We start from the raw sequence: 25,160 nt of genomic DNA on the forward strand, positions 1-25,160 counted from the left end.
TGGCTTAATTAAATTGGCTCTTTTTCCCTTCAGAAGAGAGCGCAAGGCGAGGTCGTTGATAGGGTTTGCCTTGAACTAAACGCAATAACCAACGACTGAAACCATGAACATAGGTAAATAAGGTCGGCACAACCACCAGGGTTAATAACGTTGCCGTCGTCATACCGCCAATTACTGAGATAGCCATAGGCGATCGCATTTGAGCGCCTGCTCCTATCTCGAGAGCAATGGGGGTCATCCCAGCAATGGTAGAGAACGTTGTCATAAAAATGGGTCGTAGACGAGAGATCCCAGAAGCAATTAATGCGGGTTTGAGGCTCATTCCTTCCTCACGCATATTAGCCAAGGCACAATCGACCAACAGAATCGCATTTTTAGTCACTAATCCCATAAGCAGCACAATCCCAATTAGGGCATAGAATGCCAGTTGTTTTTGGGTAATCATCAAAGCCAGTAAGGCTCCACCCACAGATAGGGGAAGAGCGACCATGATCGTAACGGGATAGAGAAAATTGTTATACAACAGGACTAAAATAGCATAGATTCCCAGAATTCCAAGGCCGAGAGCAGTGGCAAACCGAGAAAAAATATCGATCATAATCTCCACATCCCCAGAGGGTTGTTGCTGAACTTCGGGGGGCAAATTGGTTTCTAACCACTCATTAATCGGTTCCATGGCTTGGCCCAGGGAAATACCTTGTAAATTACCGGTTAGGGATACTTGACGCAGGCGATCAAAGCGGTCAATTTGGGAGGGACCGCTACCAATATGAATATCAGCCACTGCCATTAGAGGAACTACCCCCCCATTTTGACTGGGGACGCGCAAATTCCGCAGAGTTTCTATATCATTGCGCTCTTCAGTGCCAATTTGTATGCGAATGGGAATTTGGCGATCGGGGAGATTAAACTTAGCTAGGTTAGCCTCATTATCACCAATCGTGGCTAAAGAGGCGGTACGGGCGATCGCCTCCACCGATACTCCCAAATCTGCTGCCCGCTCTGGGTCTGGAGTAATCAACAACTCAGGTTTCACCAAGCTGGCACTAGAAGTAACCTCTACTAATCCTGAAATCCCACGCATAAAGCGCTCTAACTCATCTGCTGTACTCTTGAGCAATTCTGGAGTTTCACTACTGAGAACCACTGAGACATCAGTTGCATTTCCAGCCGCTCCTGCCGCTTGGAAAGTGACCCGCGCTCCCGGAATTTGTACAAATTTCTGGCGCATCTGTTGTTCAAACTCTTTCTGGGACATTCCCCGCACTTCTGGGGGTAAAAGATTCACCGTAATTAAGGCTTCATTAATGCCAGAGTCTTCTTCTCCTGCACTGGCTAGGGCACTTCTAAAGGCTGGGTGTTCTTGGAGCATCTCGGTGGTTGTCTGCATCACCTGGTCCGTTAAACTCAAAGGAGAGCCAGGAGGCAACTTAATGGTTACCCGACTTAAACCCCGGTCATATCCCCCAAATAATCCTGTGGGAATTAAGGGGATCAGTTGCATCGATCCAACAAAGAAAGCTACTGCAATCATTAAAGTAACGATCCGATGGGATAGGGCCCAGCCTAGCAGTCTGCGATAGGGATGAAATGTACGTTGACCCCAACGAAACCCCCGATGAGCTAATTCTGAATTCAGGTGATAGGACGGTGTATCTGGGTTATATTCTTTCGGCAATGACGTATCTTCTACTTTCTTCCCTTTTAACAGATAAGCGGCCAACATAGGAGTCATAGTCGTCGCCACCAGAGTAGAAAACAAGGTGGCTACTGAAACAGTGATGCCAAAGGGTCGGAAAAATTTACCCGGAATTCCTCCCATAAAGGCCACTGGGAGAAAGACCGCGACAATAGTAGCAGTTGTGGCTAAGACCGCTAAACCAATTTCATTGGCTGCATCTAAGGCCGCTTGGAAGGGTCGCTTACCCATCTGAATGTGCTGACTAATATTTTCAATCATACAGATGGCATCATCAACCAGGTTTCCCATTGCTAGAGCAAACCCCAGTAAGGTCATATCATTGAGCGTATACCCTAGAGAACGCAGAACGATAAAAGTGGGAATAATCGATAGAGGCAAGGCGAAAGCGGTAATCAGGGTACCCCGCCAATCTCTTAAAAATATGCCCACGGTAACCACAGTTAGGAGAGAGCCTACAACTAGGGCATCAATGGAGGCTTGATAGGAGAGGCGAATATAGTCGGCGTTGGTGAAGATCAGCTCCAGTTGAATATCTTCAGGTAGAGTTTCTTGCAGTTGGGCTACTTTTTTCTGCACTCCTTCTTCTACGCTGACTAGGGTGGAGCCACTACTGCGCGAGACAGAGAAACCCACCACGGGAGCTTGCTGAACGTCCGGATTATCTTTGATGGTTAAGCGGGAAACTTGACGCGGTTCAGCAAATCCATTGTTAACCTCTCCTAGGCTGGTGAGGGGGACATCCTCGCCATTGGGGAGAACAATACGATAGCTTTTGAGGGTCTCTAGGGTAGCAGCACTCCCTAGGGTGCGGATGCTTTTTTCTGTGCCCCCAGTTTGAGATCGCCCTCCAGGGAGGTTGATGTTAAAGTTGCGAATTTGCTGGTTGACTTCGCTGGCGGTAATTCCCAGGGCTTGCAGACGGGTGGGGTTGAGGTCAATACGAATTTCTTCGTCAACTCCACCAATGCGGTCTACTCTGGCGACACCAGGAACAGAGAGTAGGTCACGAGTGAGATCGCGGTCTACCAGATCGCTCAGTTCTGCGACAGAGCGTTGGGGCGAAGTAACGGCATAACCGATCACCGATTGACCCATAAAATCAATTTTTTGAACAATAGGGTCTTCGATGTCTCGGGGGAGGTTTTGCCGAATTTGGGCGATCGCATTGCGAACGTCGTTGGTTGCTGTATCGCTGTTGGTTTCCAGCTCAAACATAATCCGGGTACTCGACTGACCATCGGTTACTGTCGAGCGAAGCTCATCGACTCCTTCTATGGAAGCTATGGCATCTTCGACTTTCTTGGTGACTTCGGTTTCGAGTTCTGTTGGCCCGGCTCCGGGTTGAACAATGGTTACAGAAACCAAGGGGACATCAACATTGGGATTTTCATCAATACCCAATTGGGTAAAGGAAAACAGTCCCATGATCGCTAAAATCAGGAAGACAACGAGGGTGGGAACGGGTTTGTGTATTGACCAGGAGGAAATTTTGAAAGACATTTTTGTTTAAAGGCAAGAGGCAAGAGAGGGGAAAGGCAATAGGCAATAGGTGGAATAGGAAACAGGGTATGGGCAATAATCTCCCCGTGTCTCCGCGTCCCCGCGTCCACCTGTCAGGAGCATCTTACTAATTGACAGTAGGATTCAGGACACTGCTGTCTACGATGCGGACGATATCGCCTTCGCTGATAAATCCTGCACCGAGGACGACGATACGATCGCCTAAATTCAGACCTTGTCTAATTTCCACATTGGTAGAATCTCCCCCTAGGGGGGAACCCACTTCTACCGTGCGGGCGATCGCCCGATCGTTTTCATCAACTTGATAAATCAGGGCGCTGCCATCAGCTTGGGGTTGAACCGCTTGTGCGGGAACCACTAGTCCTTGCAACGTTTGCGCGGTAATACTTGCTTGTAAAAACATCCCCGGTCTCAAAAGGGTAGACGAGGGAAGGTCAATCTTCACCGTTGCTTGGCGGGTATTGGCATCAACCAGGGGAGCCACTTCTCTAATCGTTCCCTTGATATTGATCCGACTATCAGCATCCGAGGTTAAGGTGACTGGGGCCCCGATATTCACCTGACTCAGTTGGGTTTCGGGAATTTTTAGTTCTAGTTCTAGAGTGCCTTGGTTGATAATCCGAAAGAGGGGCATCTCTGGATTAGCCAAATCTCCTATCCGTGCGCTACGTTCGCTGACTCTACCACTTGATGGTGCGGTAACCTGGGTTTGGGCAAGATAGGTTTTCTGTTGTTCTACCCTCGCTTGTTGGCTTTGCAGTTGGGCTAAAGCGGTATTGACATTCGCGGTCATACTACCGATAGTGGCTTGGGCGCTATTCACATTGGCGGTTGCACTACTGATTCTGGCTTCAGCGCTATTTACATTTGCCTTAGCCACTTGCACTGCTTCCCTAGCATTCTTAGCCCTTGTGCGGCTTAAATCCACTTCTTGGGTGCTAATGGCTCCTTCTGCGGCTAGGGTTTCTGATCGCTGCAAATCCCGTTCTGTCTGTTCGAGTTCTGCTTGGGCTTGGGCTAAAGAGGCGATCGCCTGTTGCTTGCCCGCTTGAGCTTCTGCTTTCGCTGCCAATGCTCCCTGTAGAGCTGATTTGGCTTGTTCCACTGCCGCTTGTCGCTCTTGTACCACAGCGCGACTTGCTTCTACATCTGCCTGGACTTGGCGGATTTGGGTTTGCAAAACCGAATCATCTAATACCACCATCAATTGCCCTTTTTCCACCCAATCCCCTTCATCGACTAAAACTTGAAGGATTTGCAAGTCCAGCACTTGCGGTAGTACGGGCAATAGATCATACGCACCTACTGTCCCAGTTGCCGTGAATGTGCTGGGTATTTTCGCCAATTCCACCGTGGCTAGGGTAACTGTTTGTACGGGATCTGCTGCTGCTTGAGAAGCGGTAACGGGTTGGACGGGACTCGGTTCAGAGCGGTTCAGGCTATTGAAGGCATAGGTGGCAAATGCACCGACTGCTAGGCCAATGCCTAAACCCAAAAGCAATCCAGGCTTGCTCTCCCTACTTGTTTGAGGATCTATGTTTTCAGTCACTAGAGTATCTTGGGGTTCAGTTGGTGTGGATGAATTTTCTATCTCACTGACTGGGTTTTCGCTCATGATCAACCTCGGATATGGACGCTGCTTTAGGTCTAGGCCTTGGCTGTGCCTAGGGTCGAGTAATCTTTATCTCTCCTTTATATTATTACGCATTGTTAAGCATGTGGGGCAACTCTATCTCTATCCCCCTATCTCCCTATCCCCCTATCTCCCCATTCCCTATCCATGGCACAATAGGGAATCCAAAGGTGAAGAGGTACAGCCGTGGATTGGTGGCAGAAACTACGCAAAAATCCCCTCGCTCAGGTGGGAGCGGTGATTCTGATAATATTCTATATCGTGGTGATTGGTGCGGGTTTTTTTGCCCCCTACAGTCCCTACAGTTCCCAGCTTGATGGCTCTCTATTACCACCTACGCCCATTGAGTGGTTGAATGAGCAAGGACAATTCTCACCGCGTGTCTATCCGGTAACCCAGGGAGCTACGGATTTAGATACAGGCGATCGCCCTCTGATTATAGACCGGAGTCGTCCCTCACCTCTACGTCTGTTTGTCCAGGGAGATGACTATAAACTCTTGGGTATCATTCCCGCGACTCTCCATCTTTTTGGCACACAAGGAGAAGGACGGCTCAATCTCTTGGGCACAGATCGGCAAGCGAGAGACCAGTTCAGTCGTCTTCTGTACGGCGGTCAGATTAGCCTCAGTATCGGTTTAGTAGGAATTTTGATTTCTTTTCCCCTGGGGATGCTTGTGGGCGGTATATCGGGCTATTTTGGCGGTTGGACAGATGCGATTTTGATGCGACTGGTGGAGGTGTTAATGACCATTCCCGGTATTTATCTATTGGTTGCTCTTGCTGCGGTGATTCCGCCCCAACTCACTAGCGCTCAACGGTTTCTCCTGATTGTCATTATTACTTCTTTTATCAGTTGGTCGGGATTAGCACGGGTGATTCGAGGTCAAGTACTATCGATTAAAGAGCAACAATTTGTACAAGCGGCGAAAGCGATGGGAGCTAATCCGGTTTATATTATTGTTCGCCATGTCTTGCCCCAAACGGCGACCTATGTGATTATTTCCGCAACTCTTGCTATTCCTGGGTTTATTGTAGCTGAATCGGTTTTAAGTCTGATTGGTTTAGGGATTCAAGAACCCGATCCCTCTTGGGGGAATTTATTATCTGCGGGAACGAATGCCTCGATTTTAGTCTTACAACCTTGGTTAGTTTGGCCTCCTGCGATCTTGATTATTTTAACAGTTCTCTCGTTTAATCTTTTGGGGGATGGATTGCGCGATGCCCTCGATCCGAGGAGTTTACGGGAATTTAATTAATGGAGAATAGGGAATAGGGAATGGGGAAACCAGATTTCTAATCGTCCCGATCGCCGTTAGGTATTCTTATAGAGTTGAATCACGATCTCAGAGAGAATGGGCAATGATTTCAGCGATCCGTGAATGAGGTTCATGGCATTCAGGGGATGTTTGAGCATTTGTAGGGCAAGGGGAATGGGGGCAAGTTGACCTTGGGCGTTTATGGCATCATTGAGATTAGGCAGGTCTTGATTGTGGAGATCGCCAATTACCCGCACCATTCCCACAGCAATGCCTGCGCTCTGTAAGGTTTTTAAAATCGCAAATCCTTCCATATCGACAACCGAAGCCTGGTAGGTTTGACCGAGGTTCTGTTTTTTAGTTGCTTGAGTAATAATATGACTGCTGGTTAAGCCAGTTACGGGTTGGGTATGGGGATTGAGTCGATCGCTCAGGAATTGAGTTAAGGCGCGATCGCACTCTAGACTCTGTAAAGGGAATTCTGGAGCTAAATTACAGCATTGTTGATACACAACCACATCACCCACCTGGTGTTGAGCAGATAAACTGCCGGCTAATCCCAGGACAACAAGAGTTGGGCGATCGGGTATAATTTCTGTAATCCACTGTTGTAAATACTTGCTGACGGGTTCACTTCCCATGGGAATGGGATAGACACGTGGCAACTGAGAGGATAAAGGCAAAGCACCCATACCTCGACGAACAGCATGATATTCAGCCCCTTGAGGGACTAAAATTACATTCGGTGATGAGAATTTAGGGCTGGCGATCCGATCCAAGGTATCTATTCTCAGTTGCAACGGCGGAAATGGCGATCGATGGGGAACTTAGAGCATGTCCCAAACTTCGATACTGCCCAGCTATTTTAATTGATTGAGGATTCAAGGAAAAGAGTAATGATGGATTCATGGAAAAAGGGGTTAGCAACCCTGATCGGTTTAGGATGTTTAGGGATAACTCCCCTCACCAGAGCGCAGTCAACTCCAACCCCAACGCCTCATGTCTATCCCGAAGACGCAGTAAATGAGATTCTAAAGAACTGTCGTGAAGAAACTGAGACGTTTTTACCCCCCGATTTAATTGAACCTTTATGTGAATGCGTACTCACTGAGTTTCAAGCTCAATTCAGTCATAGTGAGTATCAAAAGCTGATTGCTGAAGCGGAGAAAAAAAGAGAAGATCCTCTCCAATTCCTAGAAATTGGGCAACAGTGTGCCGTTCAATTATTTTAAGATAAGGTTTGAGTCTTTTTAATGTTAGCGTCCCCATTATTTGGGGATTTTTTATGGGCACTTCAGGGGTATGGCTGTGAATGAAGGGAAAGGAAGATCGGCAAAAGGGACAAAACGCCAGCAGAAATGGCGGGAGCGGTTAAATATTTCTCGCTGGGCGATCGCCACCCCCCGCATCACGCTGGGATTTTGGATCGCGGTAATGGTAGCGGGGATTTTTGCGTTTAGTTCCCTCAAGTATGCTCTTTTTCCGGATATTACGTTTCCGGTGGTGGTGGTTCATGCTTCTGCTCCTTTATCTACCCCTTTAGATATAGAAGCTGAACTAACGGAACCGATTGAAACTCAACTGCAAGATCTCCCTGGATTAAATCATAGCCGCTCTTTAGTTTATCCCGGACAAACGGTGGTGAATGGCATTTTTGAAGTGGGGGTGAATTTGGAGGCGATCGCGCCCCAATTGCAAATCGATTTAAACCAATTGTCCCTACCCCACCAGACAAAAGTTGAGGTCATTCCTCTCAATTTAAATGAGTCGAGCGTAATTAGTTATGCTATCCTCAGCCAAACCCTTTCTTTGGAAGAGTTGCGTGAAATCGCGGTCTCATCTTTTGTTCCAGAATTATCAGCCGTCGAGGGGGTATTACGAGTAGATATATGGGGAGATGGTTTAGATCGCAACCGGGAAACCCTACCCGATCCTCAATTAGAAGAGGTTTTGGCAACCCAAAATCCCCCAACGTTAGTACGATTTAATGGAGAAAATGCTCTGGCGTTGAGTGTGGTAAAGCGCCGCAATGCGAATACGTTGGATGTGGTGAATCGCATTGAGGATGAAGTTGCCCAATTACAGGGGAATCACACGGATTTACAGTTGATTTTAGCTGATACAGATGCAGAATATATTCAAGAAGCGACACAATCAACCATTGATGCGTTATTTTTGGCGATCGCCTTAGCGGTATTGGTAATTTTTGCCTTTCTCTGGAATATCCCCGCCACGCTGATCGCCGCTTTAGCCATCCCCATTTCCCTGTTAGCAACGTTTATTGTGATGGCGCTTTATGGGTTTAATCTGGAAACGATTACCCTGTTGGCGTTAGCCTTAGTGATTGGGATTATTGTCGATGATGCCATTGTCGAGATTGAAAATATTGCTCGCCATGTAGAATTAGGAAAATCTCCGTTAAAAGCGGCGATCGCGGCTACGAATGAAATTGGTTTAACGGTAGCTGCCTCTACCCTTACCATTGTCGCCGTTTTTCTCCCGGTTGCCTTTATGGGGGGTACAGTTGGACAGTTTTTCAAACCCTTTGGCTTAACGATTTCCGCAGCCGTGATCGCCTCTTTGTTCGTGGCTCGCACTCTCACGCCAATTTTAGCTGTAGATTGGCTCAAACGAGAAAAAACGTTTAAACAAAAGCCCGTGCGCCGATATGGGGTTTCTCGCGCCTATGGTCGGCTCTTGGGATGGTGTTTACACCATCGATGGATAGTGGTGGCTATTGCCCTGTTCAGTTTCATCGCGGGTATTGCCCTAATTCCTTTTATTCCCAAGGGTTTTATCCCCCAACTCGATCGCGGAGAGTTTAACATCGTCTATACCTCAGAACTGCCGAAATTTAGCGCTCCTCCCCCCACGGAAACGCCCGAAGATCGGGGATCGTTCAGTTGGTTAGCGAGTCTTGTTCAATCTCCCGAACCGATTCTTTTACGCAAGTCTCGCAACGTGGCGGAAGAGTTGGAGGAAGTGGTGCTGAGTCTTCCGGATGTGGAAAGAGTCTATACCATCATGGGGTTGCGGGGAGAAGCAAATAAGGGACAAATGCGGGTGATGTTGAAGGGCGATCGCCAGTTAAGCACGTTAGAAATGCAGCAACACCTGCGGGAAAAACTCCCGAAAATCCCTAGAGTTACCCTCAGCGTGGAAGATATCCAATTTGTAGATACGGTGGATCAAAAGCCCGTGCAAGTGATGTTAGCCGGAGAGGATTTAGTTGAGCTGAATCAAGCCGCGCAAGGATTTCAAGAGCGTTTAGCGCAACTGACTGGATTGGCCGATTTAGAGGTTACCGAAACCGGAGTCCATCAATCTGGCGATATTCCTGGGCGCATTGATCGCTACCAGGGAGAGCGGGTGATGATCTTCAGTGCCAATTTAACCGATGGGGCGGCGATCGGCAATATTAGCGATGAAATCACCCAAATTGCTGATACTATGCTCCCGGAAAATATCCGCCTCATTATTGGTGGAGAAGGGGCATCCAGTAGCGAAGTATTTGGCAGTTTTGGCACAACCTTAACGTTTTCAATTCTCTCCATGCTCTTGCTCCTGTGGCTCTTATTTGGTCGTCTAGAAGAACCGATTGTTGTCGGTTTATGTCTCCCTTTATCCATTGTTGGAGCGATGTTAGCCTTACTCATTACCCAAAGTGATTTTGGCATGATTTCCCTTTTGGGTTTAATCTTCCTTCTGGGACTGTTAGATAAAAATGCTCTACTTTTAATGGACTATGCCAACCAATTACGCCAGAAAGGAGTTGATCGCTATACAGCTTTATTAGAAACCGGAAAAGTGCGCCTCAGACCGATTTTAATGACGACTGGCTCGACTTTGTTAGGAATGCTCCCCATTGCCCTTGGATTTGGTGCAGGCGCAGAATTACGCCAACCCATGGCAGTTGCAATTATGGGGGGATTAATTACGTCTACTTTATTAAGTTTAATTGTTGTCCCTGTTTTGTATACGTTGCTCGAAGATGCTTGGAAATGGATGATTCAGAAATTAACACTTAACACTTAACAAATATTACTGTAGTTTGAGCCAATCCCAATCTCATAAATACTGGAAATCAATTAAAGCTGTCACCGCCAAAATCATTGTAAATTCACATGAGCATAGCCTTAGGGATCGCCAATTTGGCGGCGATCGCACTTTACAATCCGAGTGCTATTGCCTATTCCCTGACTTCTGCAAGAACTCCATTAACCTCGCTCTTGATTTAAAACGGGTTGAATGGATTGTTCATACGCTTGCCATTGCTGCAATTTTTCCGGCACAGAATTCACGTCTTTTTCCATTAAAACCACTCCATTGATAAATTCGGTAATCCCATACTGGGAGGTAGTGAGCAGATGATTAATTAAACCCACATGGATGTTCAGGGATTCTCTATCCTCACCAAATGCGGGTTGATAGCGCACTAAACGCCATAAATCAACCACCACATAATCGACGGTTTCTACTTGCCCATTATCATCTTTAATAAATACGAAGGGGGAACGAATAATTTCGCGGCGACTGGACAGATGGGGAATGATATAGGTGGGTGCTGCAACACTGGCATCTTCGGGAATTCGACCGATAATATTATGGATTTCCTGACTTCTTTGCCATTGTTGTAGGGGAGAGACATAAACCCATGGCTCTACAGAATCGGGCACAATAAAGTATAAGGTGCGATTGGGATTAGCGGCGATCGCCAAAAAAATAGAAATACTCAGACATACGGCCCACACCCGTTTCGAGACACGACTCAGAGCGCGAGGTTGACGTGGCTTATTCGGCTGAAAAAAGTTATTGAACCCTTCTCCAGACCACCATAAAATAGCCCCATAACAGAGTCCTGGAACCACAGCTATGGCATAACGCACATTAACCGAGAGCAGCGAAGTGGTCTGACCTGAAAATAATTTGAGCAAGGGAAAACCCGTAATGATCCAGGCAGTTGGTGCGACAACAGGGACAAAGGCAAACGGCAACCATTGAGCAATAATATACCTGAGAGTGAGCGAAAATGGGGTGACTAATTCGATCGCCAATTTCCCAGGACTCATTAACATCCCCTTAATAATATCCAGGGTTGAGGCTTCCTGGGCATCCGTAAATTGGCCAAACTGCTCCAACATAAAGCGCTTGGAAATATCATCGGAAAACAGGGGCATGATTAGATTAGTCAAGGCTAAAATATACCCGAAACTCAGCACACAAACCATTGCCCCAATCCGAGGAAACCGGCGGCTCAAAATCATGTACATGCCTACTCCAAACAGAGCAATCCCTGTATCCTCACGAATTGCTAAAATCAAAGGACACATGAGCGCAAACAGCCACCACCACCGTTTTTCCATCGCCAGCAGCAGGGTAAACATAAATAGGGGCAACTGAAAATTATCGTGAAAATTACATAAAGTCGGCCCAATGACCGCATGGGCCCCATAATAGCTACAAGTAATCCAGCGAGCCGGAATCGGTTCGAGATATTGCCGGGCTAGCACGTATAGCACCATCCCTGCCGCAGAAATCACGGTCACCAATAATACGGATAAGGTCGCAGCTTGGGGAAACCAGGAATAGAACGGCAACCACAGGAGCAAAGCCGGAGTAAAATGTTGTCCCAAACGGTGATAACTAACATCAGGCATTTCCCCAGCGTGAACCACATTGGTAGAAAGTTGAGAAGACAGGCTACTTTGGAAGAAGTTTCCTTGAGTGCCATTCCACATCACCTGATTAAAAATGCCCTGATCGTAGGACGAATAAAAGGTGAAATGGCGATGCAATACCAACGCCATACAGACCGTAAAAAAAAATCCCCCCACCATCAGCAGTGGTTTCCATTCATTCGCTTGCAGGGGAGTTATGTTTCTCCCTTGCTCTATATTCGCAGTCATATAACTCTTGCCTATTGCCCCTTGCCTAGCGCGAAGCACTCTAAGACTTCGTTTGAATCAGTTCTACTTTATAGCCATTGGGGTCTTCTACAAAAGCAATTACCGTAGATCCATGCTTCATCGGCCCGGGTTCGCGCACCACCTTACCGCCTTTATCCTTAATTTGGTCGCAGGTTTGATAGATATCTTCTACTCCTAGGGCAATGTGACCGTAGGCATCTCCGAGATCGTACTGGTCTTGACCCCAGTTATAGGTGAGTTCTAGAACTGTATGATCGGACTCTTCCCCATACCCGACAAAGGCCAAGGTAAACTCTCCCCCTGGATAGTCCTTTTGACGCAGCAGTTTCATTCCTAAAACGTCGCAATAAAACGTTAGAGACTCTTCTAAGTTTTTCACTCGTAACATGGTGTGTAGAAATCGCATGGTTTAATCTCCGAGTTTCAATCCCAAATACTTTCCAAAATTCAAGGCGGATCGGCGATCCATGGCGTATTCTAACAAACGTTCCCTATATACAATAAGGACACAGTAAGATTATGCCTGAACTTGATAGTGCGATCGCCGAAATCAACGCCCGCGAGATTCTCGACTCTAGAGGTCGCCCCACGGTAGAGGCTGAAGTCTATTTAGCTAATGGTGCCATGGGTTTAGCCCAAGTCCCTAGTGGCGCATCAACTGGGACGTTTGAAGCCCATGAACTCCGAGATGATGACCCTGAGCGTTATGGGGGTAAAGGGGTCTTAACCGCAGTTCGCAATGTCCAAGAAAAAATTGCTCCGGCACTCGTTGGAATAGATGCTCTCAATCAACGGTTGGTTGACCATCTGATGATTGACCGAGATGGCTCCAGTAATAAGAAAGAATTGGGCGCAAATGCTATTCTCGCTGTTTCTCTAGCAACCGCCAAAGCCGCCGCAGAAACCCTAGGATTGCCCTTATACCGCTATTTGGGCGGCCCTTCCGCTAATGTGCTTCCTGTGCCGATGATGAATGTGATCAATGGTGGGGCCCATGCGGATAATAATGTCGATTTTCAAGAGTTCATGATTGTCCCCCATGGCGCGCCAACGTTTAAGGATGCTCTACGCTGGGGTGCAGAAGTGTTTGCTTCGTTGAGCAAGGTCCTCAAAGACAAAAACTTACTCACGGGGGTCGGAGATGAAGGGGGATATGCTCCCAACTTAGAGTCGAACCAGGCAGCCTTAGATATTCTCATGGATGCCATTCATAAGGCGGGATATGAACCTGGAAAGCAAGTTTCTTTAGCCTTAGACCTGGCAGCGAGCGAATTCTATGATAATGGCAATTATGTTTATGATGGGTCTTCCCACTCGGCTGAAGAATTTGTTGGTTATCTGGGTAGTTTAATCGATCGCTATCCCATTGTTTCGATGGAAGATGCTCTCTTTGAAGATGATTGGGATAATTGGAAACTGGCAACGGAGAAATTAGGCGATCGCATTCAGCTCGTTGGTGATGATTTATTCGTCACTAATCCTAGTCGTTTGCAGCAAGGGATCGACCGCTCTGTTGCCAATGCCATTTTGATTAAACTCAATCAGATTGGTTCTTTGACCGAAACCATGGATACCATTGCTCTCGGAGCGCGATCGAGCTATCGCTCCGTTATCAGTCACCGTTCTGGAGAAACGGAAGATACGACCATTGCCGATCTATCTGTTGCCACTAACGCAGGACAAATTAAAACGGGTTCCCTCTCCCGCAGCGAACGAATTGCCAAGTATAATCGCTTATTACGCATTGAAGATGAATTAGGTGAAATGGCAGTTTATGCCGGAAGCGTTGGTTTAGGCCCCAAGATTAGTTAGGGAAATGGGGAATGGGGGAACACTCCAGAGACAGGGAGGGAGATTCCCTATTCCCTAACACAAAACGCTATATATTAAAAAATATTAAGAATTCTTGCATTAAAACCATAATTACTCATTAAATTTTCTCGATCTACCTTTCTACAGGATTGGCCCAAAGTCTGATATATAGTAAATAGTTAAGGAATGTAAGTTTTTCTAAGATTCGGGAGATATATCAAGGTGGCAATTCCTTTATTAAACTACTCTCCAAAAACACAAAATGAGCGTGTTTCCGGCTATGAAAAAGGCTCAGAAGAGCAGCCCATCATTTATTCCACGGAAAATCTGCCCGCTGGCAGTGACATGGATGAAGTAATCTGGGCTGGTTATCGCCAGGTTTATAGCGAACACCAAATTCTCAAGCAAAATAAACAAACCTTCCTAGAGTCTCAACTCCGGTATGGTCAAATCACAGTTCGGGATTTCATTAAAGGTTTAGTGACCTCCGATCCCTTCCTGCGGCTGAATTACGAAACCAATAACAACTACCGCTTTGTCGAAATCTGCGTTCAGCGCTTGTTAGGGCGCGATGTATACAGCGAGCGGGAAAAAATTGCTTGGTCCATTGTGATCGCGACTAAAGGGGTAATGGGATTTGTCGATCAACTCTTAGAGAGCGATGAATACCTAGAAAACTTTGGGTATGACACGGTTCCCTACCAGCGTCGTCGGTCTATTCCCCAACGGCCAACTGGAGATACCCCATTTAATCTCAAGACTCCTCGGTATGAAGCCTATCACCGTTCTCAGTTGGGCTTCCCTCAATTGGTTTGGCAAAACCAAATCCGCAAGTTTACTCCCCAAGAGAAAGTACCAGGCGCTGGCAGCCCTTCCTATTTCTTGGATATGGCTAAGTCCATTGGTAGCGCTCGGCCCGGAGGAGCAGGACGGGTTTCAACTGCGAATCTTCCGATCGCGGCTCCTTACCGTAAGTCAAAGTCCTAATCTTTGTCTAAGCACTTGTAAAAGTTTATTAAATTCTGGGGGTGGTGGAGCAATAGCTTCTATCCACTCCTTTTTTACTGGATGTTCCAGGCGCAGTCGCCAAGCGTGGAGGGCTTGCCCAGAGAGGTTAACGCCTACGGAGCGGTTGCGACTATAGGTGGCATCTCCCACGAGGGGATGACCGATAAAGGCACTATGGACGCGGATTTGATGGGTACGGCCGGTTTCAAGTTGGAAGTGCATGAGGGTATAGTTACCAAGGCTCTCTTGAACCTGCCAATGGGTGATGGAGGGACGACCGCCTTTTTCTGGGGGGATGATCGCCATTTTTTGGCGATCGCCAGGATGTCGCCCAATGGGTTGGTTAACGGTTCCGCTGTCGGTGCTGAGAGAACCATGGACAATACCGAGATAGTCGCGACGGGCAGTTTTTTCTTTCAGTTGAGCTTGGAGATGATAAAGGGCAGTTTCAGTTTTGGCGATCGCCAGAGCGCCAGTGGTATCCTTATCGAGTCGATGGACAATTCCCGGTCTCTGCTCGCCACCAATGCCTTTTAAGTCAGGACAATGGGCTAAAATGCCATGGACTAATGTCCCCGTTTCATGACCAACTGAGGGATGTACCACTAAGCCAGCCGGTTTATTAACAATCAAAATTTGATCGTCTTCATAGAGAATATCCAGGGGGATGTCTTCTGGGATCAGGTCAACCGGTTGCACGGGAGGCAACTCTAAGATGATGCGATCGCCCGGTTGCAGAGTCATTTTCTTCAGTTGACATACCCGATCATTGACTTTCACTTGACCGCGATCGATCAATTTCTGGAGCCGGGAGCGAGAAAAATCCGGTAACTGATCCGAGAGATAGCGATCTAGGCGATCGGCCTTCTGTTTAACCTGAAGATTAATTATTTCTGATAAATTTACAATCACAACTATAGCCCTACATGCTGTTCATGGGTAATGGGTAAAACCAATCGATTGAATCATTACTTTAAAATAAGTGGTTTTCCCCCCTAGGTCACTTGATAAAAAAAGCGGTAAAGTAAAGATATTAAGAGTTCAAGGGTGCATAGACACAATGAATTATCTACCGAAATTGCTTCAGATCCTTTTGATGATCGTGGCTATCCAGAGTTTTGGCTGTTCCCAGCAAAACCCAAACCTCATGAAACAGAACTTAGCCATTGATTGCTGCCAATGCTGTGATGACGATGGAAATAATTGTAAATGCTGTTTATGTGGATGACCTCTTGATCGCCTAAAAATTAGTGCTGATTCTTTAGCTATTACCCCACGAGTCATTTCCCTGACTCTATTTTTATAAGTCATTAAATACACTGAATAAACAACCGTTTTAAACGACTATTATGCAGTATAATTAGTCAGTAAATATCTAGCGCATTTCTCGCATAAGCTAACCAGCTTCGTATTACTTCACTGCTGCCACAATTATATCTTTTATGGAGGGGTAATCCATCAATTGCCCCTCCGTCAGTGTTCATCACTGTCCACTCTCAACTCTAAGCTATCCAATCAACTGATGATAGCAGGGGTACACTAGAAATAAGGTCAAAATGGAGTCAACCGTCCATAGAGCCTCAAGAGAAACCTGATGGTGGGAAAAGTCCTTAATTGATAGATTGAAGGGATGTGGGCAACGTTGAGCAGTATAATCAAGCGATGGGGTAAAGTCTGGCTCACTGCTACTAGCATGACTGTAGCGATCGTTGGTGTGCGGCTTACAGGACTATTACAACCTTTAGAGCTAGCGGCATTCGATCAAGGGTTTCGCTTGCGTCCAGTAGAAGCTAGAGATGATCGCATTATCATTGTTGGCATTAATGAGACAGATCTGCAAAGTGTGGGAACTTGGCCAGTTTCGGATGCCATCTTAACAAAATTATTACAAAAAGTAAAAGCTCAAAATCCTAGCGTTATTGGGTTAAATTTATACCGTAACTTGCCCGTTGAGCCAGGTTATGAGGATTTAACCGCTCTATTTCGAGAGACTTCCAACTTAATTGGGATTGAAAAAGTAGTGGGAGAAAGTGATGGGTTGGCGATCGCCCCCCCTCCTGTCCTCGCTGAACTCAGTCAAATTAGTGCCAATGACTTACCCTGGGATGTGGATGGTAAAATTCGCCGAGGGTTCCTCTATCTTGATGATGCTCAAGGTAATACAATCTTGAGTTTGGGCTTTCGTTTGGCCATATTATACTTAGAAACCCAGGATATTTCTCCTACAATTACCGAAGACTTTCAGATTACCCTGGGTGAAGCAAGCTTTTACCCCTTTTCCAGCAATGATGGGGCCTATATTCGCAGCAATGATGCCGGTTACCAGATTATCTTAAATTATCGGGGTAAACCGGGCAGCTTTACCACAGTTTCCTTGATGGATGTCCTAGAAGATCGAATTCCCGAAGATTTAATGCGCGATCGCATTATTTTAATTGGTTCAACCGCTAAAAGCTTAAAAGAATCGGTCTTAACTCCCTATAGTAATGAGATTCGAGGGATTCCTCAAGCCATGGCAGGAGTAGAAGTAAATGCTAATTTAATCAGTCAGATCATCAGTGAGGCCATGAACGGCCGGTTATCCATAAAAATTTTACCCGAAATCTGGGAATATCTGTGGATTTTTTCTTGGTCAATCATCGGCGCACAATGTATTAGTCAATGGCGGTTCATTGACGGTATTGCTAAACTTTATATTTGGCGAACTATCCTTTATTTTATCATCAGTGCTGCCAGTATTATTGGCATCAGCTATCTTCTGTTTCTCTATGGCTGGTGGATACCGATGATTCCCTCTGTTTTAGGCTTAACTAGCTCGGCACTGCTGGAAACAAGCTATACCCTCTGGAGTAATCTGAGAAAATCTCAACAACAACTGCAAGACTATTTACACACTTTAGAATTAAAAGTTGCCGAACGTACCCAAGAATTACAAGCCGCTAAATTAGCAGCAGATGATGCCAATAAAGCCAAAAGTGAATTCCTCACCAACATGAGTCATGAACTGCGCACCCCCTTAAATGGCATTCTCGGTTATAGTCAGATTTTAAGTCGAGATTCCAGCTTGAATTCTCAGCAGATTAATAACATCAAGATCATTAATCAATGTGGCACACATTTACTCAATTTAATCAATGATATTCTTGATTTAGCCAAAATTGAAGCCCGCAAAATGGACTTAAATCCCATGGATGTTCATTTTCAATCTTTTTTACTTGGAGTCGCTGAGATTTGCCGTATTAAGGCAGAACAAAAGAATATTGAGTTTATCTATAAAATTGATGATGAATTACCAGAAAATCTATTTTTTGATGAAAAACGACTCAGGCAAGTTTTAATTAATTTAATTGGTAATGCTATTAAGTTTACCCATCAAGGGGGAGTGATTTTCCATGTTTATCGCCGGAACCCCCTAATTAATTTAGATTATAATTCTACAATTCACCCCCTAGCTTTTACCATTGAAGATACTGGAGTGGGAATGAATCCCGATCAATTGAATACTATTTTTTTGCCCTTTGAGCAAGTGGGGAGTAAAAGTCAGAATGCAGAAGGAACGGGTTTAGGTTTGGCAATTACACAGCAAATTATTGATTTAATGGGAGGGGAAATAACAGTAACCAGCAAGCTGGGACAAGGGAGTAAATTTCAGCTTCATATCGACTTAAAAAGCCACAATAAGTTTAGTCATAAAACTAAATATTTCCGAGACAATCCTATTCATGTTAAAGGAAAATCACCTCGTATTTTAATTGTTGATAACCGCTGGCAAAATCGTGGAATTATCTGTGAAATATTATCGCCTTTGGGATTTGAATTTGCTGAGGCAGAAAATGGTCAACAAGGTTTAGATATGGCAGAAAAATTGAATCCAGAATTAATTATTAGTGATGTGGGAATGCCGGTAATGGATGGATTAGAGATGATTCGTCATTTACGACAATCGCCCCAATTTGAAAAGACGATTATTTTAATTTCATCGGTGCGAGCATTTGCATCCGATCAAGATCAATTTTTACAGTCAGGGGCTAATGATATTTTGTCTAAACCGGTTCAAATTGACGAATTGTTAGATAAATTGGAACATTATTTGCAGCTAGAATGGATTTATGAAACTCATGATACAGAAACTGAGGTACATAATTCTGCTGATTGTACGATGATTACGGAACAAAAAACACCGGAATCTACTGAATTAAAACAATTACACTATGCGGCTAAAATTGGCGATATTGAAGGAATAAAAGTAGAACTAGACCGAATTCGAGAACTCGATTCAAGTTATCAAAGTTTTATTAAGAACTTAGAAGAGATGGCGGCGAATTTTGATGTGGAAAGTATTGAAGATATTTTGCAAAAGTATGTATAGTATGGGTAATATTGTCAGGTGGGAAGTGCCCACCCCACCTCTATCTTCATTGTTAATTTTAACTATTCATTGTCTCCAAAAGTCCCTTAAACAGAGCTAATCCATCGGTTCCTCCTAAAACTGGATCGCTGGCACGCTCGGGGTGGGGCATCATACCCATTACATTGCCGTTCTGATTGCAAATTCCAGCAATATTATTGAGGGAACCATTGGGATTTTCTCCGACATAGCGGAAGAGAACTTGCTGATTATCTTCGAGTTGGTTAAGCGTTTCGGAATCGGCATAATAGCGCCCTTCGCCATGGGCAATGGGGAGGGTAACGTTCCGATCTTTAAGGTATAAATGGGTAAAGGGGGTTTGATTGTTTTCTACTTTCAAGGTGATGCGATCGCACACAAAGTGAAGTCCTTGATTGCGTGTTAAGGCTCCCGGTAATAATCCCACCTCGGTTAACACCTGAAACCCATTGCAGATACCAAAGACGAGCTTACCTTGGTTGGCCTGTTCGACGATCGCCCCCATAATGGGAGAAAATCGGGCGATCGCCCCGCAGCGCAAATAATCTCCATAGCTAAATCCCCCCGGTAGTACCACCACATCCACATCATCTAATGTCGTTTCTTGATGCCAAATTAACCGAGTTGGGCAACCTAACACATCGCGCAATACATACACCATATCGCGATCGCAGTTAGAACCGGGAAAAACCACCACCCCAAACTTCACGATCTTTCCCCCCTACTCTGGAATTAAATCAAAACGATAATTTTCAATCACGGGATTGGCTAACAGGCGATCGCACATTTGATCGAGTTGCTCCTGAGCCTCCTGTTCTCCCTCCGCTTGCAGTTGTAAATCAATATATTTACCAATTCTCACCCCTTCTACGGTTTCATATCCCAACTCTTTTAAGCCCGACTCCACTGCAACCCCCGCTGGATCGAGAACGGAAGGGCGCAGGGTGACAAAAATTTTCGCACGATAGGTTTGAGCCACGATTGACTTGCCTTTAGGGTACACCACTTTTAAGAGTACACCCCCTGTCCTCAGAAAGAAACTGCTACAGTGTGCAATTGAACTCCTAATTCAATATACATCCCCATGAATCCATTGAATCGGCGATCGCTCTTCCGCCTGATCCTCACCAGTTTCCTCCTTCTGGCGCTCTCCCTACCCTTCGGAGCGCCCACCTTCGCCCTAGGAGGTAAACTCCCCGAAATCGGGCAACCTGCCCCCTCCTTCCAACTGCCCACCAATACCGGAGAGGGGGAAATTTCCCTTTCTGATTATCAAGGACAATGGATCGTGGTTTACTTCTACCCTGCTGACTTTACCCCAGGTTGTACACTAGAAGCGCGGCGCTTTCAACAAGATTTACCTGAATACTTAGAGCGTAATACCCAAATTTTAGGCATTAGTGCTGATGATATTAAATCCCATGCTGATTTTTGCGACAGTGAAGGCTTAAAATTTCCCTTACTTGCCGATACCACCGGGGCAGTGAGCAAAGCCTATGGTTCTTGGTTACGATTTATCTCCATGCGCCATACGTTTATTGTTGATCCTGATGGCATTCTCCGCGCCACATTTACCGGCGTTCGTCCTGCAATTCACTCCCAAGAAGTTCTCACCCGTTTGGACGAGCTGCAAGCATAATTACAGCAGTTTTCTTTCTCTGTGCCCTGCATTTCGATCCCCCCAACCCTCCTTAAAAAGGGGGACTTTTACTGCCCCCCTTGGGAAGGGGGATTTATATCAAATCCCCAAAGTCATGCTACACATCAAATCTCCGTGTCCGGAGTGTCCGGAGTGTCTGGAGTGTCAATCATCTGTAGCAAACATCTAAGGATTTGATATTAGGAGGAGCTTGTGGACTGTACCTCATAAAGCAAGCCAAGTGCTGTAACTGTTTGATTACAGATAATTATGCACAGTATCAACCGATAAGGATAGGATTTGGGCGATCGTAGCGCTACTACATCTTTTGTATCGATAGGTTAGATAAAGTATGGCTCGAAACAAAGCTAAAGAGAACGTCTACTCTGTTATTTTATTTCTCCTCCTTTACGGAGTGACAGAAGCGATCGCTTCTGCTGGACTCTATTACCTGGGAGAAAAACGTAACGTATTCTACCAACCTGCGGACACTTTATCAGAAAAACATCAAGAGAAAATCACCGAACTCATAGAAGGTAAAACTCAATACTATCAATGGAGTTCAACATTGGGATGGACGATTCAACCGAATGGTTCATCAAGGTTATTCCAAGCTAACAGTGCTGGCTTTAGGGGCGATCGCAACTACCCACTTAAACCACCCGATAATATCTTAAGAATTACGTCATTTGGGGACTCATTTACCCATGGAGCTGAGGTCAAAAACCATGAAACTTGGCAAGCAACTATGGAAAAGTCTAGTGGCTATGAAGTCTTGAATTTTGGAGTAGGTGCTTTTGGTCTAGATCAAGCCTACCTACGCTATCAAAAAGACGGAAAACAGTACGAATCTCAAGTGGTACTCATTGGTTTTATGGTAGAAAATATTTATCGCCATATCAATACATTTCGCCCGTTTTATTTTCCACAGACAGGTTTTCCATTAGGCAAACCTAGATTTATTCTTGAAGGGGGTGAGTTATTGGAGATTCCCAATGCACTCCCCACTCAGGCACACTATCAGAAGTTATTACAGCGACCCCAATCCGTTTTAGCTGAAGTTGGCGCACACGATCGCTACTACAATCGTCGGTATAAATCCAGTCTCATAGATTGGTCCCCGACAGTGAGATTGGTGAGAATTTTAATTCAAGAGTTTTCTGATGGCGATCGCCAGACCTGGGTCAGTCTAAATCAAATCTATCATCCTGAATCAGAAGCCTTCCAGGTAACTACGGCGATTTTCGATCGCTTTTACCAAGAAGTCCAAGACAACGGTAGTATTCCGATTATTATTATTTTTCCCAGATGGCATGATGTTCAAGACTATAGAACAACAGACAATAGATCCTATCAACCGCTACTCGATCGCTTTGCAGCTCAAGGGTATCGGTATATCGATCTGATGGATCTTTTTGCTGACGAAGAACTAGACTTGAGCAAGATATTTCTGACTGAATATGGCCATAATTCTGCCTTGGGTAACCAGATGATTGCTGAGAGGATTCTCGATTATCTGAAGGATCTTCAAGAGGCTGAAACCCTTGAATTATCGCTCAATCGTTCCCCTAGACCGTCCATACCGCTAGGATAGGAAGCTAGGGAAATCAAACCCTAATTTTTAATTGTTCATTAACTTACCATGGCCTTTCAACCGGAACCCGCAGAAAAAATCCAACAACGCTTCTTCTACCAAGGACGTAAATTCAGCTTCGAGGGCGCAACCCTGCGCCTTCCCAATGGTGTTGTCGGTGACTGGGAATGCATCTATCATCCTGGAGGCGCTCTTGCTGTACCCGTCACCCCAGAAGGAAAATTAGTCCTGGTGCGTCAATACCGCTTTGCAGCACAGGGACGACTGCTTGAATTTCCGGCTGGAACCGTAGAAGTGCATGAAGATCCCGCCGAAACCATTAAACGGGAAATTGAAGAAGAAACCGGATATCGGAGTCATAAATGGCGTAAACTGGGTGAATTTTTTCTGGCTCCTGGCTATTCCGATGAAATTATTTATGCCTTTTTAGCCGAAGATCTCGAACTCTTGCCCAACCCTCCCCAGCAAGACGAAGATGAAGATATAGAAACGGTGTTAATGACTCCACAAGAATTAGAACAAGCCATTGTAGACGGGGAACAAATCGATGCCAAATCCATTTCCGCCTTCGTTTTAGCCCGTCCCTTCCTCCGCTAAGTAGGTAGGCTAAAGTATCTGTAAAATAGCCAGCACCATCCCATTACCCATTACCCCCATTACCCATTACCCGGGTGAAGCGCTATAACCTATGACTTCTCCTCCCCCTTCCCTAGAGAAACCCCGCCGCAAACAAAATGACTGGCAGCTTTTAATGCGACTGGCTCCCTATGCTCGTCGCCATGGAAAATTGCTGACAGCATCCTTAATCCTTTTATTGCCTCTGTCGTTGGCTGGCGCAGTTCAGCCTTTGATGATTGGACAAGCGGTTTCTAAACTTAAGAGCGAACCCACTTGGGCGATTTTAGATTCCTTATCGGTGTCTACCAGTATTAATCTCTTAGGGGGTTTGCTTCTGGTTACGATTCTCTTTCGCCTCCTATTTGCTGGCGTACAAGGGTTTATGATTCAAAAGGTCGGACAACAGTTAACCGCAGATATTCGCGATGATTTATTTGACCATGTTACTGCCTTAGCCGTTAAATTTTTTGACCGAACCCCCGTCGGTAGTTTGATTACCCGGTTAACCAATGACGTGGAAGCCCTCGGAGAGGTCTTTTCCACGGGAGCGATCGGCATTATCAATGATATTGTCTCCATTATGGTCATTGGTGTAGTCATGTTTCGCCAGCAATGGCAACTGGCGCTTCTGTTAATTGGTTTACTGATTCCTGTCACCTTACTGATTATTTACTTTCAACAGCAATATCGAGCTGCCAACTATATCGCTAGGGAAGAATTATCCAAGCTCAACGCCCAATTTCAAGAAAATATTATCGGCATCGATGTCGTCCAACTCTTTCGCCGTGAGCGGTTTAATCAAGAACTCTTTCGTAAAAACAATCAACGGTTTATTGAAGCTATTGATAAAACCATCTTCTATGATTCCGGAGTTTCTGCGACCTTAGAATGGATTGCCCTCGTCGCCGTTGCTGGCGTTCTCGGTTTAGGCGGAATGCTCATTCTACAAGATCAACTTACGTTTGGTATCCTCTCTGAATTTATCCTCTTTGCACCTCGTTTTTTCGACCCCCTGCGGCGGTTCGCGGAAAAATTCACCATGTTTCAATCGGGATTTACTGCCATTGAACGGATTAATGAACTCATGAGTCAACCCATTGATATTCGCGATCCAGAAGTCGAAAAACGCCAAAATCTACAAATAGGGGTAGCTTCACCCAGATCTGCATTGGAAAAGGAAAAATTGGATCAATCCACCGCTACAGAACTATCAGAGCCAAAAATAGGTGAAATTCGCTTTGAAGAGGTTTGGTTTGCCTACAAAAAAGATGAATTTGTGATTAAAAATCTAGATTTTACTATTCGCCCGGGTGAAAAAATTGCCCTTGTGGGACCAACGGGAGCTGGTAAAAGTTCGGTGATTCGCTTGTTGTGTCGCCTCTATGAACCCACCTATGGGAGGATTTTAGTTGATGGTATTGATATTCGCCATTTACCCCAACAAGAGTTGCGCCGTCATTTAGGCGTGATTTTACAAGATGGATTTCTATTTTCTGGAGATGTGAAAAGTAATATTTCCCTGGGTGAATCCTATCCGTTATCTCAAATTCAAGCAGCAGCAAAACTGACCAATATTGACCGCTTTATTGAAGAGTTACCCCAAGGATATGACACCCAATTACGGGAAAGAGGTACAAATTTATCCAGCGGACAAAAACAGTTATTAGCTTTTGCGCGAGTCGCGATTCGCAATCCGAATATCTTAGTTTTGGATGAAGCAACATCGAGTTTAGATGTGGGCACAGAAGCCTTAGTCCAAGAGGCCCTCGATCAGCTTTTAATCAATCGCACCGCCATTATTATCGCCCATCGTCTATCCACCATTCGCAATGTAGACCGAATTTTTGTCTTAAAACAGGGGGCTTTAGTGGAAACAGGAACCCATGAATCCTTATTAACTCAAAAGGGATTATATGCGAGTTTGTATCAGTTGCAAATGTTGGGGACTTGAAGATAGACTTTAGCTATAATTTATGAAAATGGTAGAATACGAACTCTTAATTTAGATTCATTAATGGTTACTATAGCGTTTCGCGCTAGGCAATAGGCTTGCTTTGCAATA

18 protein-coding genes are annotated in these 25,160 nt (G+C 45.4%); 10 read left to right on the forward strand and 8 right to left on the reverse strand.

What is annotated here, in order from left to right; translation table 11 throughout:
* Positions 1 to 4 precede the first annotated feature (4 nt).
* Both PN466_RS16280 and PN466_RS16285 read right to left on the reverse strand, forming a co-directional pair.
* A complete protein-coding gene (locus tag PN466_RS16280; protein WP_271941022.1) occupies positions 5 to 3,202 on the reverse strand; it encodes an efflux RND transporter permease subunit in 3,198 nt (1,065 codons plus the stop codon).
* A gap of 127 nt (positions 3,203 to 3,329) precedes the next feature.
* On the reverse strand, positions 3,330 to 4,838 hold the full coding sequence (locus tag PN466_RS16285) for an efflux RND transporter periplasmic adaptor subunit (protein WP_271941023.1): 1,509 nt from the start codon (positions 4,836 to 4,838) through the stop codon (positions 3,330 to 3,332).
* A 204-nt stretch (positions 4,839 to 5,042) separates the two neighbouring features.
* Here PN466_RS16285 and PN466_RS16290 point away from each other — a divergent pair, with 204 nt between their 5' ends.
* Positions 5,043 to 6,113: an ABC transporter permease gene (locus PN466_RS16290; RefSeq protein ID WP_271941025.1), complete on the forward strand. Its 1,071-nt coding sequence runs from the start codon at positions 5,043 to 5,045 to the stop codon at positions 6,111 to 6,113.
* A 56-nt stretch (positions 6,114 to 6,169) separates the two neighbouring features.
* Here the strand turns inward: PN466_RS16290 and PN466_RS16295 are convergent, their stop codons facing one another.
* Positions 6,170 to 6,892, reverse strand: coding sequence for a phosphorylase family protein (locus PN466_RS16295; RefSeq protein WP_271941026.1), 723 nt, complete (start codon positions 6,890 to 6,892; stop codon positions 6,170 to 6,172).
* 117 nt (positions 6,893 to 7,009) lie between these two features.
* Here PN466_RS16295 and PN466_RS16300 point away from each other — a divergent pair, with 117 nt between their 5' ends.
* A complete protein-coding gene (locus PN466_RS16300) occupies positions 7,010 to 7,345 on the forward strand; it encodes a hypothetical protein (RefSeq protein ID WP_271941027.1) in 336 nt (111 codons plus the stop codon).
* 70 nt (positions 7,346 to 7,415) lie between these two features.
* Positions 7,416 to 10,148 carry an efflux RND transporter permease subunit gene (locus tag PN466_RS16305; protein WP_271941028.1) on the forward strand — a complete coding sequence of 911 codons (2,733 nt, stop codon included), beginning with the start codon at positions 7,416 to 7,418 and terminating at the stop codon, positions 10,146 to 10,148.
* A gap of 182 nt (positions 10,149 to 10,330) precedes the next feature.
* On the opposite strand, the gene PN466_RS16310 is transcribed toward PN466_RS16305, so the two are convergent.
* A complete protein-coding gene (locus PN466_RS16310) occupies positions 10,331 to 12,019 on the reverse strand; it encodes a DUF2079 domain-containing protein (protein WP_271941030.1) in 1,689 nt (562 codons plus the stop codon).
* A gap of 40 nt (positions 12,020 to 12,059) precedes the next feature.
* Positions 12,060 to 12,446 (reverse strand): lactoylglutathione lyase, encoded by a 387-nt coding sequence (gene gloA / locus PN466_RS16315; RefSeq protein ID WP_271941031.1) that lies wholly within the window; start codon positions 12,444 to 12,446, stop codon positions 12,060 to 12,062.
* Positions 12,447 to 12,559: 113 nt separating this feature from the next.
* Between gloA and eno the strand changes: the two genes are divergently transcribed.
* Entirely contained in the window at positions 12,560 to 13,852 is a 1,293-nt protein-coding gene (gene eno / locus PN466_RS16320; protein WP_271941034.1) for a phosphopyruvate hydratase, read from the forward strand.
* 222 nt (positions 13,853 to 14,074) lie between these two features.
* Positions 14,075 to 14,839 carry a phycobilisome rod-core linker polypeptide gene (locus PN466_RS16325; RefSeq protein ID WP_271941037.1) on the forward strand — a complete coding sequence of 255 codons (765 nt, stop codon included), beginning with the start codon at positions 14,075 to 14,077 and terminating at the stop codon, positions 14,837 to 14,839.
* Here PN466_RS16325 and PN466_RS16330 read toward each other — a convergent pair.
* Positions 14,828 to 15,772, reverse strand: a complete 945-nt coding sequence (locus tag PN466_RS16330) for an RluA family pseudouridine synthase (RefSeq protein WP_313898623.1) — start codon at positions 15,770 to 15,772, stop codon at positions 14,828 to 14,830. The genes PN466_RS16325 and PN466_RS16330 overlap by 12 nt on opposite strands.
* 730 nt (positions 15,773 to 16,502) lie before the next feature.
* Here PN466_RS16330 and PN466_RS16335 point away from each other — a divergent pair.
* Complete coding sequence (locus PN466_RS16335; protein WP_271941038.1) at positions 16,503 to 19,229, forward strand: CHASE2 domain-containing protein; 2,727 nt, start codon at positions 16,503 to 16,505, stop codon at positions 19,227 to 19,229.
* Positions 19,230 to 19,287: 58 nt separating this feature from the next.
* Here the strand turns inward: PN466_RS16335 and purQ are convergent, their stop codons facing one another.
* On the reverse strand, positions 19,288 to 19,956 hold the full coding sequence (purQ, locus tag PN466_RS16340; protein WP_271941040.1) for a phosphoribosylformylglycinamidine synthase subunit PurQ: 669 nt from the start codon (positions 19,954 to 19,956) through the stop codon (positions 19,288 to 19,290).
* 12 nt (positions 19,957 to 19,968) lie between these two features.
* Complete coding sequence (gene purS, locus PN466_RS16345; RefSeq protein WP_271941042.1) at positions 19,969 to 20,226, reverse strand: phosphoribosylformylglycinamidine synthase subunit PurS; 258 nt, start codon at positions 20,224 to 20,226, stop codon at positions 19,969 to 19,971.
* Positions 20,227 to 20,340: 114 nt separating this feature from the next.
* Between purS and PN466_RS16350 the strand changes: the two genes are divergently transcribed.
* The 4 genes from PN466_RS16350 to PN466_RS16365 all read left to right on the forward strand — a co-directional run bounded on the left by PN466_RS16350 (position 20,341) and on the right by PN466_RS16365 (position 25,049).
* On the forward strand, positions 20,341 to 20,886 hold the full coding sequence (locus PN466_RS16350) for a peroxiredoxin (protein WP_390890024.1): 546 nt from the start codon (positions 20,341 to 20,343) through the stop codon (positions 20,884 to 20,886).
* A gap of 352 nt (positions 20,887 to 21,238) precedes the next feature.
* On the forward strand, positions 21,239 to 22,480 hold the full coding sequence (locus PN466_RS16355) for a hypothetical protein (protein WP_271941047.1): 1,242 nt from the start codon (positions 21,239 to 21,241) through the stop codon (positions 22,478 to 22,480).
* Between the two features lie 48 nt (positions 22,481 to 22,528).
* Complete coding sequence (locus PN466_RS16360) at positions 22,529 to 23,077, forward strand: NUDIX hydrolase (RefSeq protein ID WP_271941049.1); 549 nt, start codon at positions 22,529 to 22,531, stop codon at positions 23,075 to 23,077.
* A 91-nt stretch (positions 23,078 to 23,168) separates the two neighbouring features.
* A complete protein-coding gene (locus PN466_RS16365) occupies positions 23,169 to 25,049 on the forward strand; it encodes an ABC transporter ATP-binding protein (RefSeq protein WP_271941051.1) in 1,881 nt (626 codons plus the stop codon).
* Positions 25,050 to 25,160 lie beyond the last annotated feature (111 nt).

The sequence above is a fragment of the Roseofilum reptotaenium CS-1145 genome, from assembly GCF_028330985.1.
Lineage (GTDB): Bacteria > Cyanobacteriota > Cyanobacteriia > Cyanobacteriales > Desertifilaceae > Roseofilum > Roseofilum reptotaenium.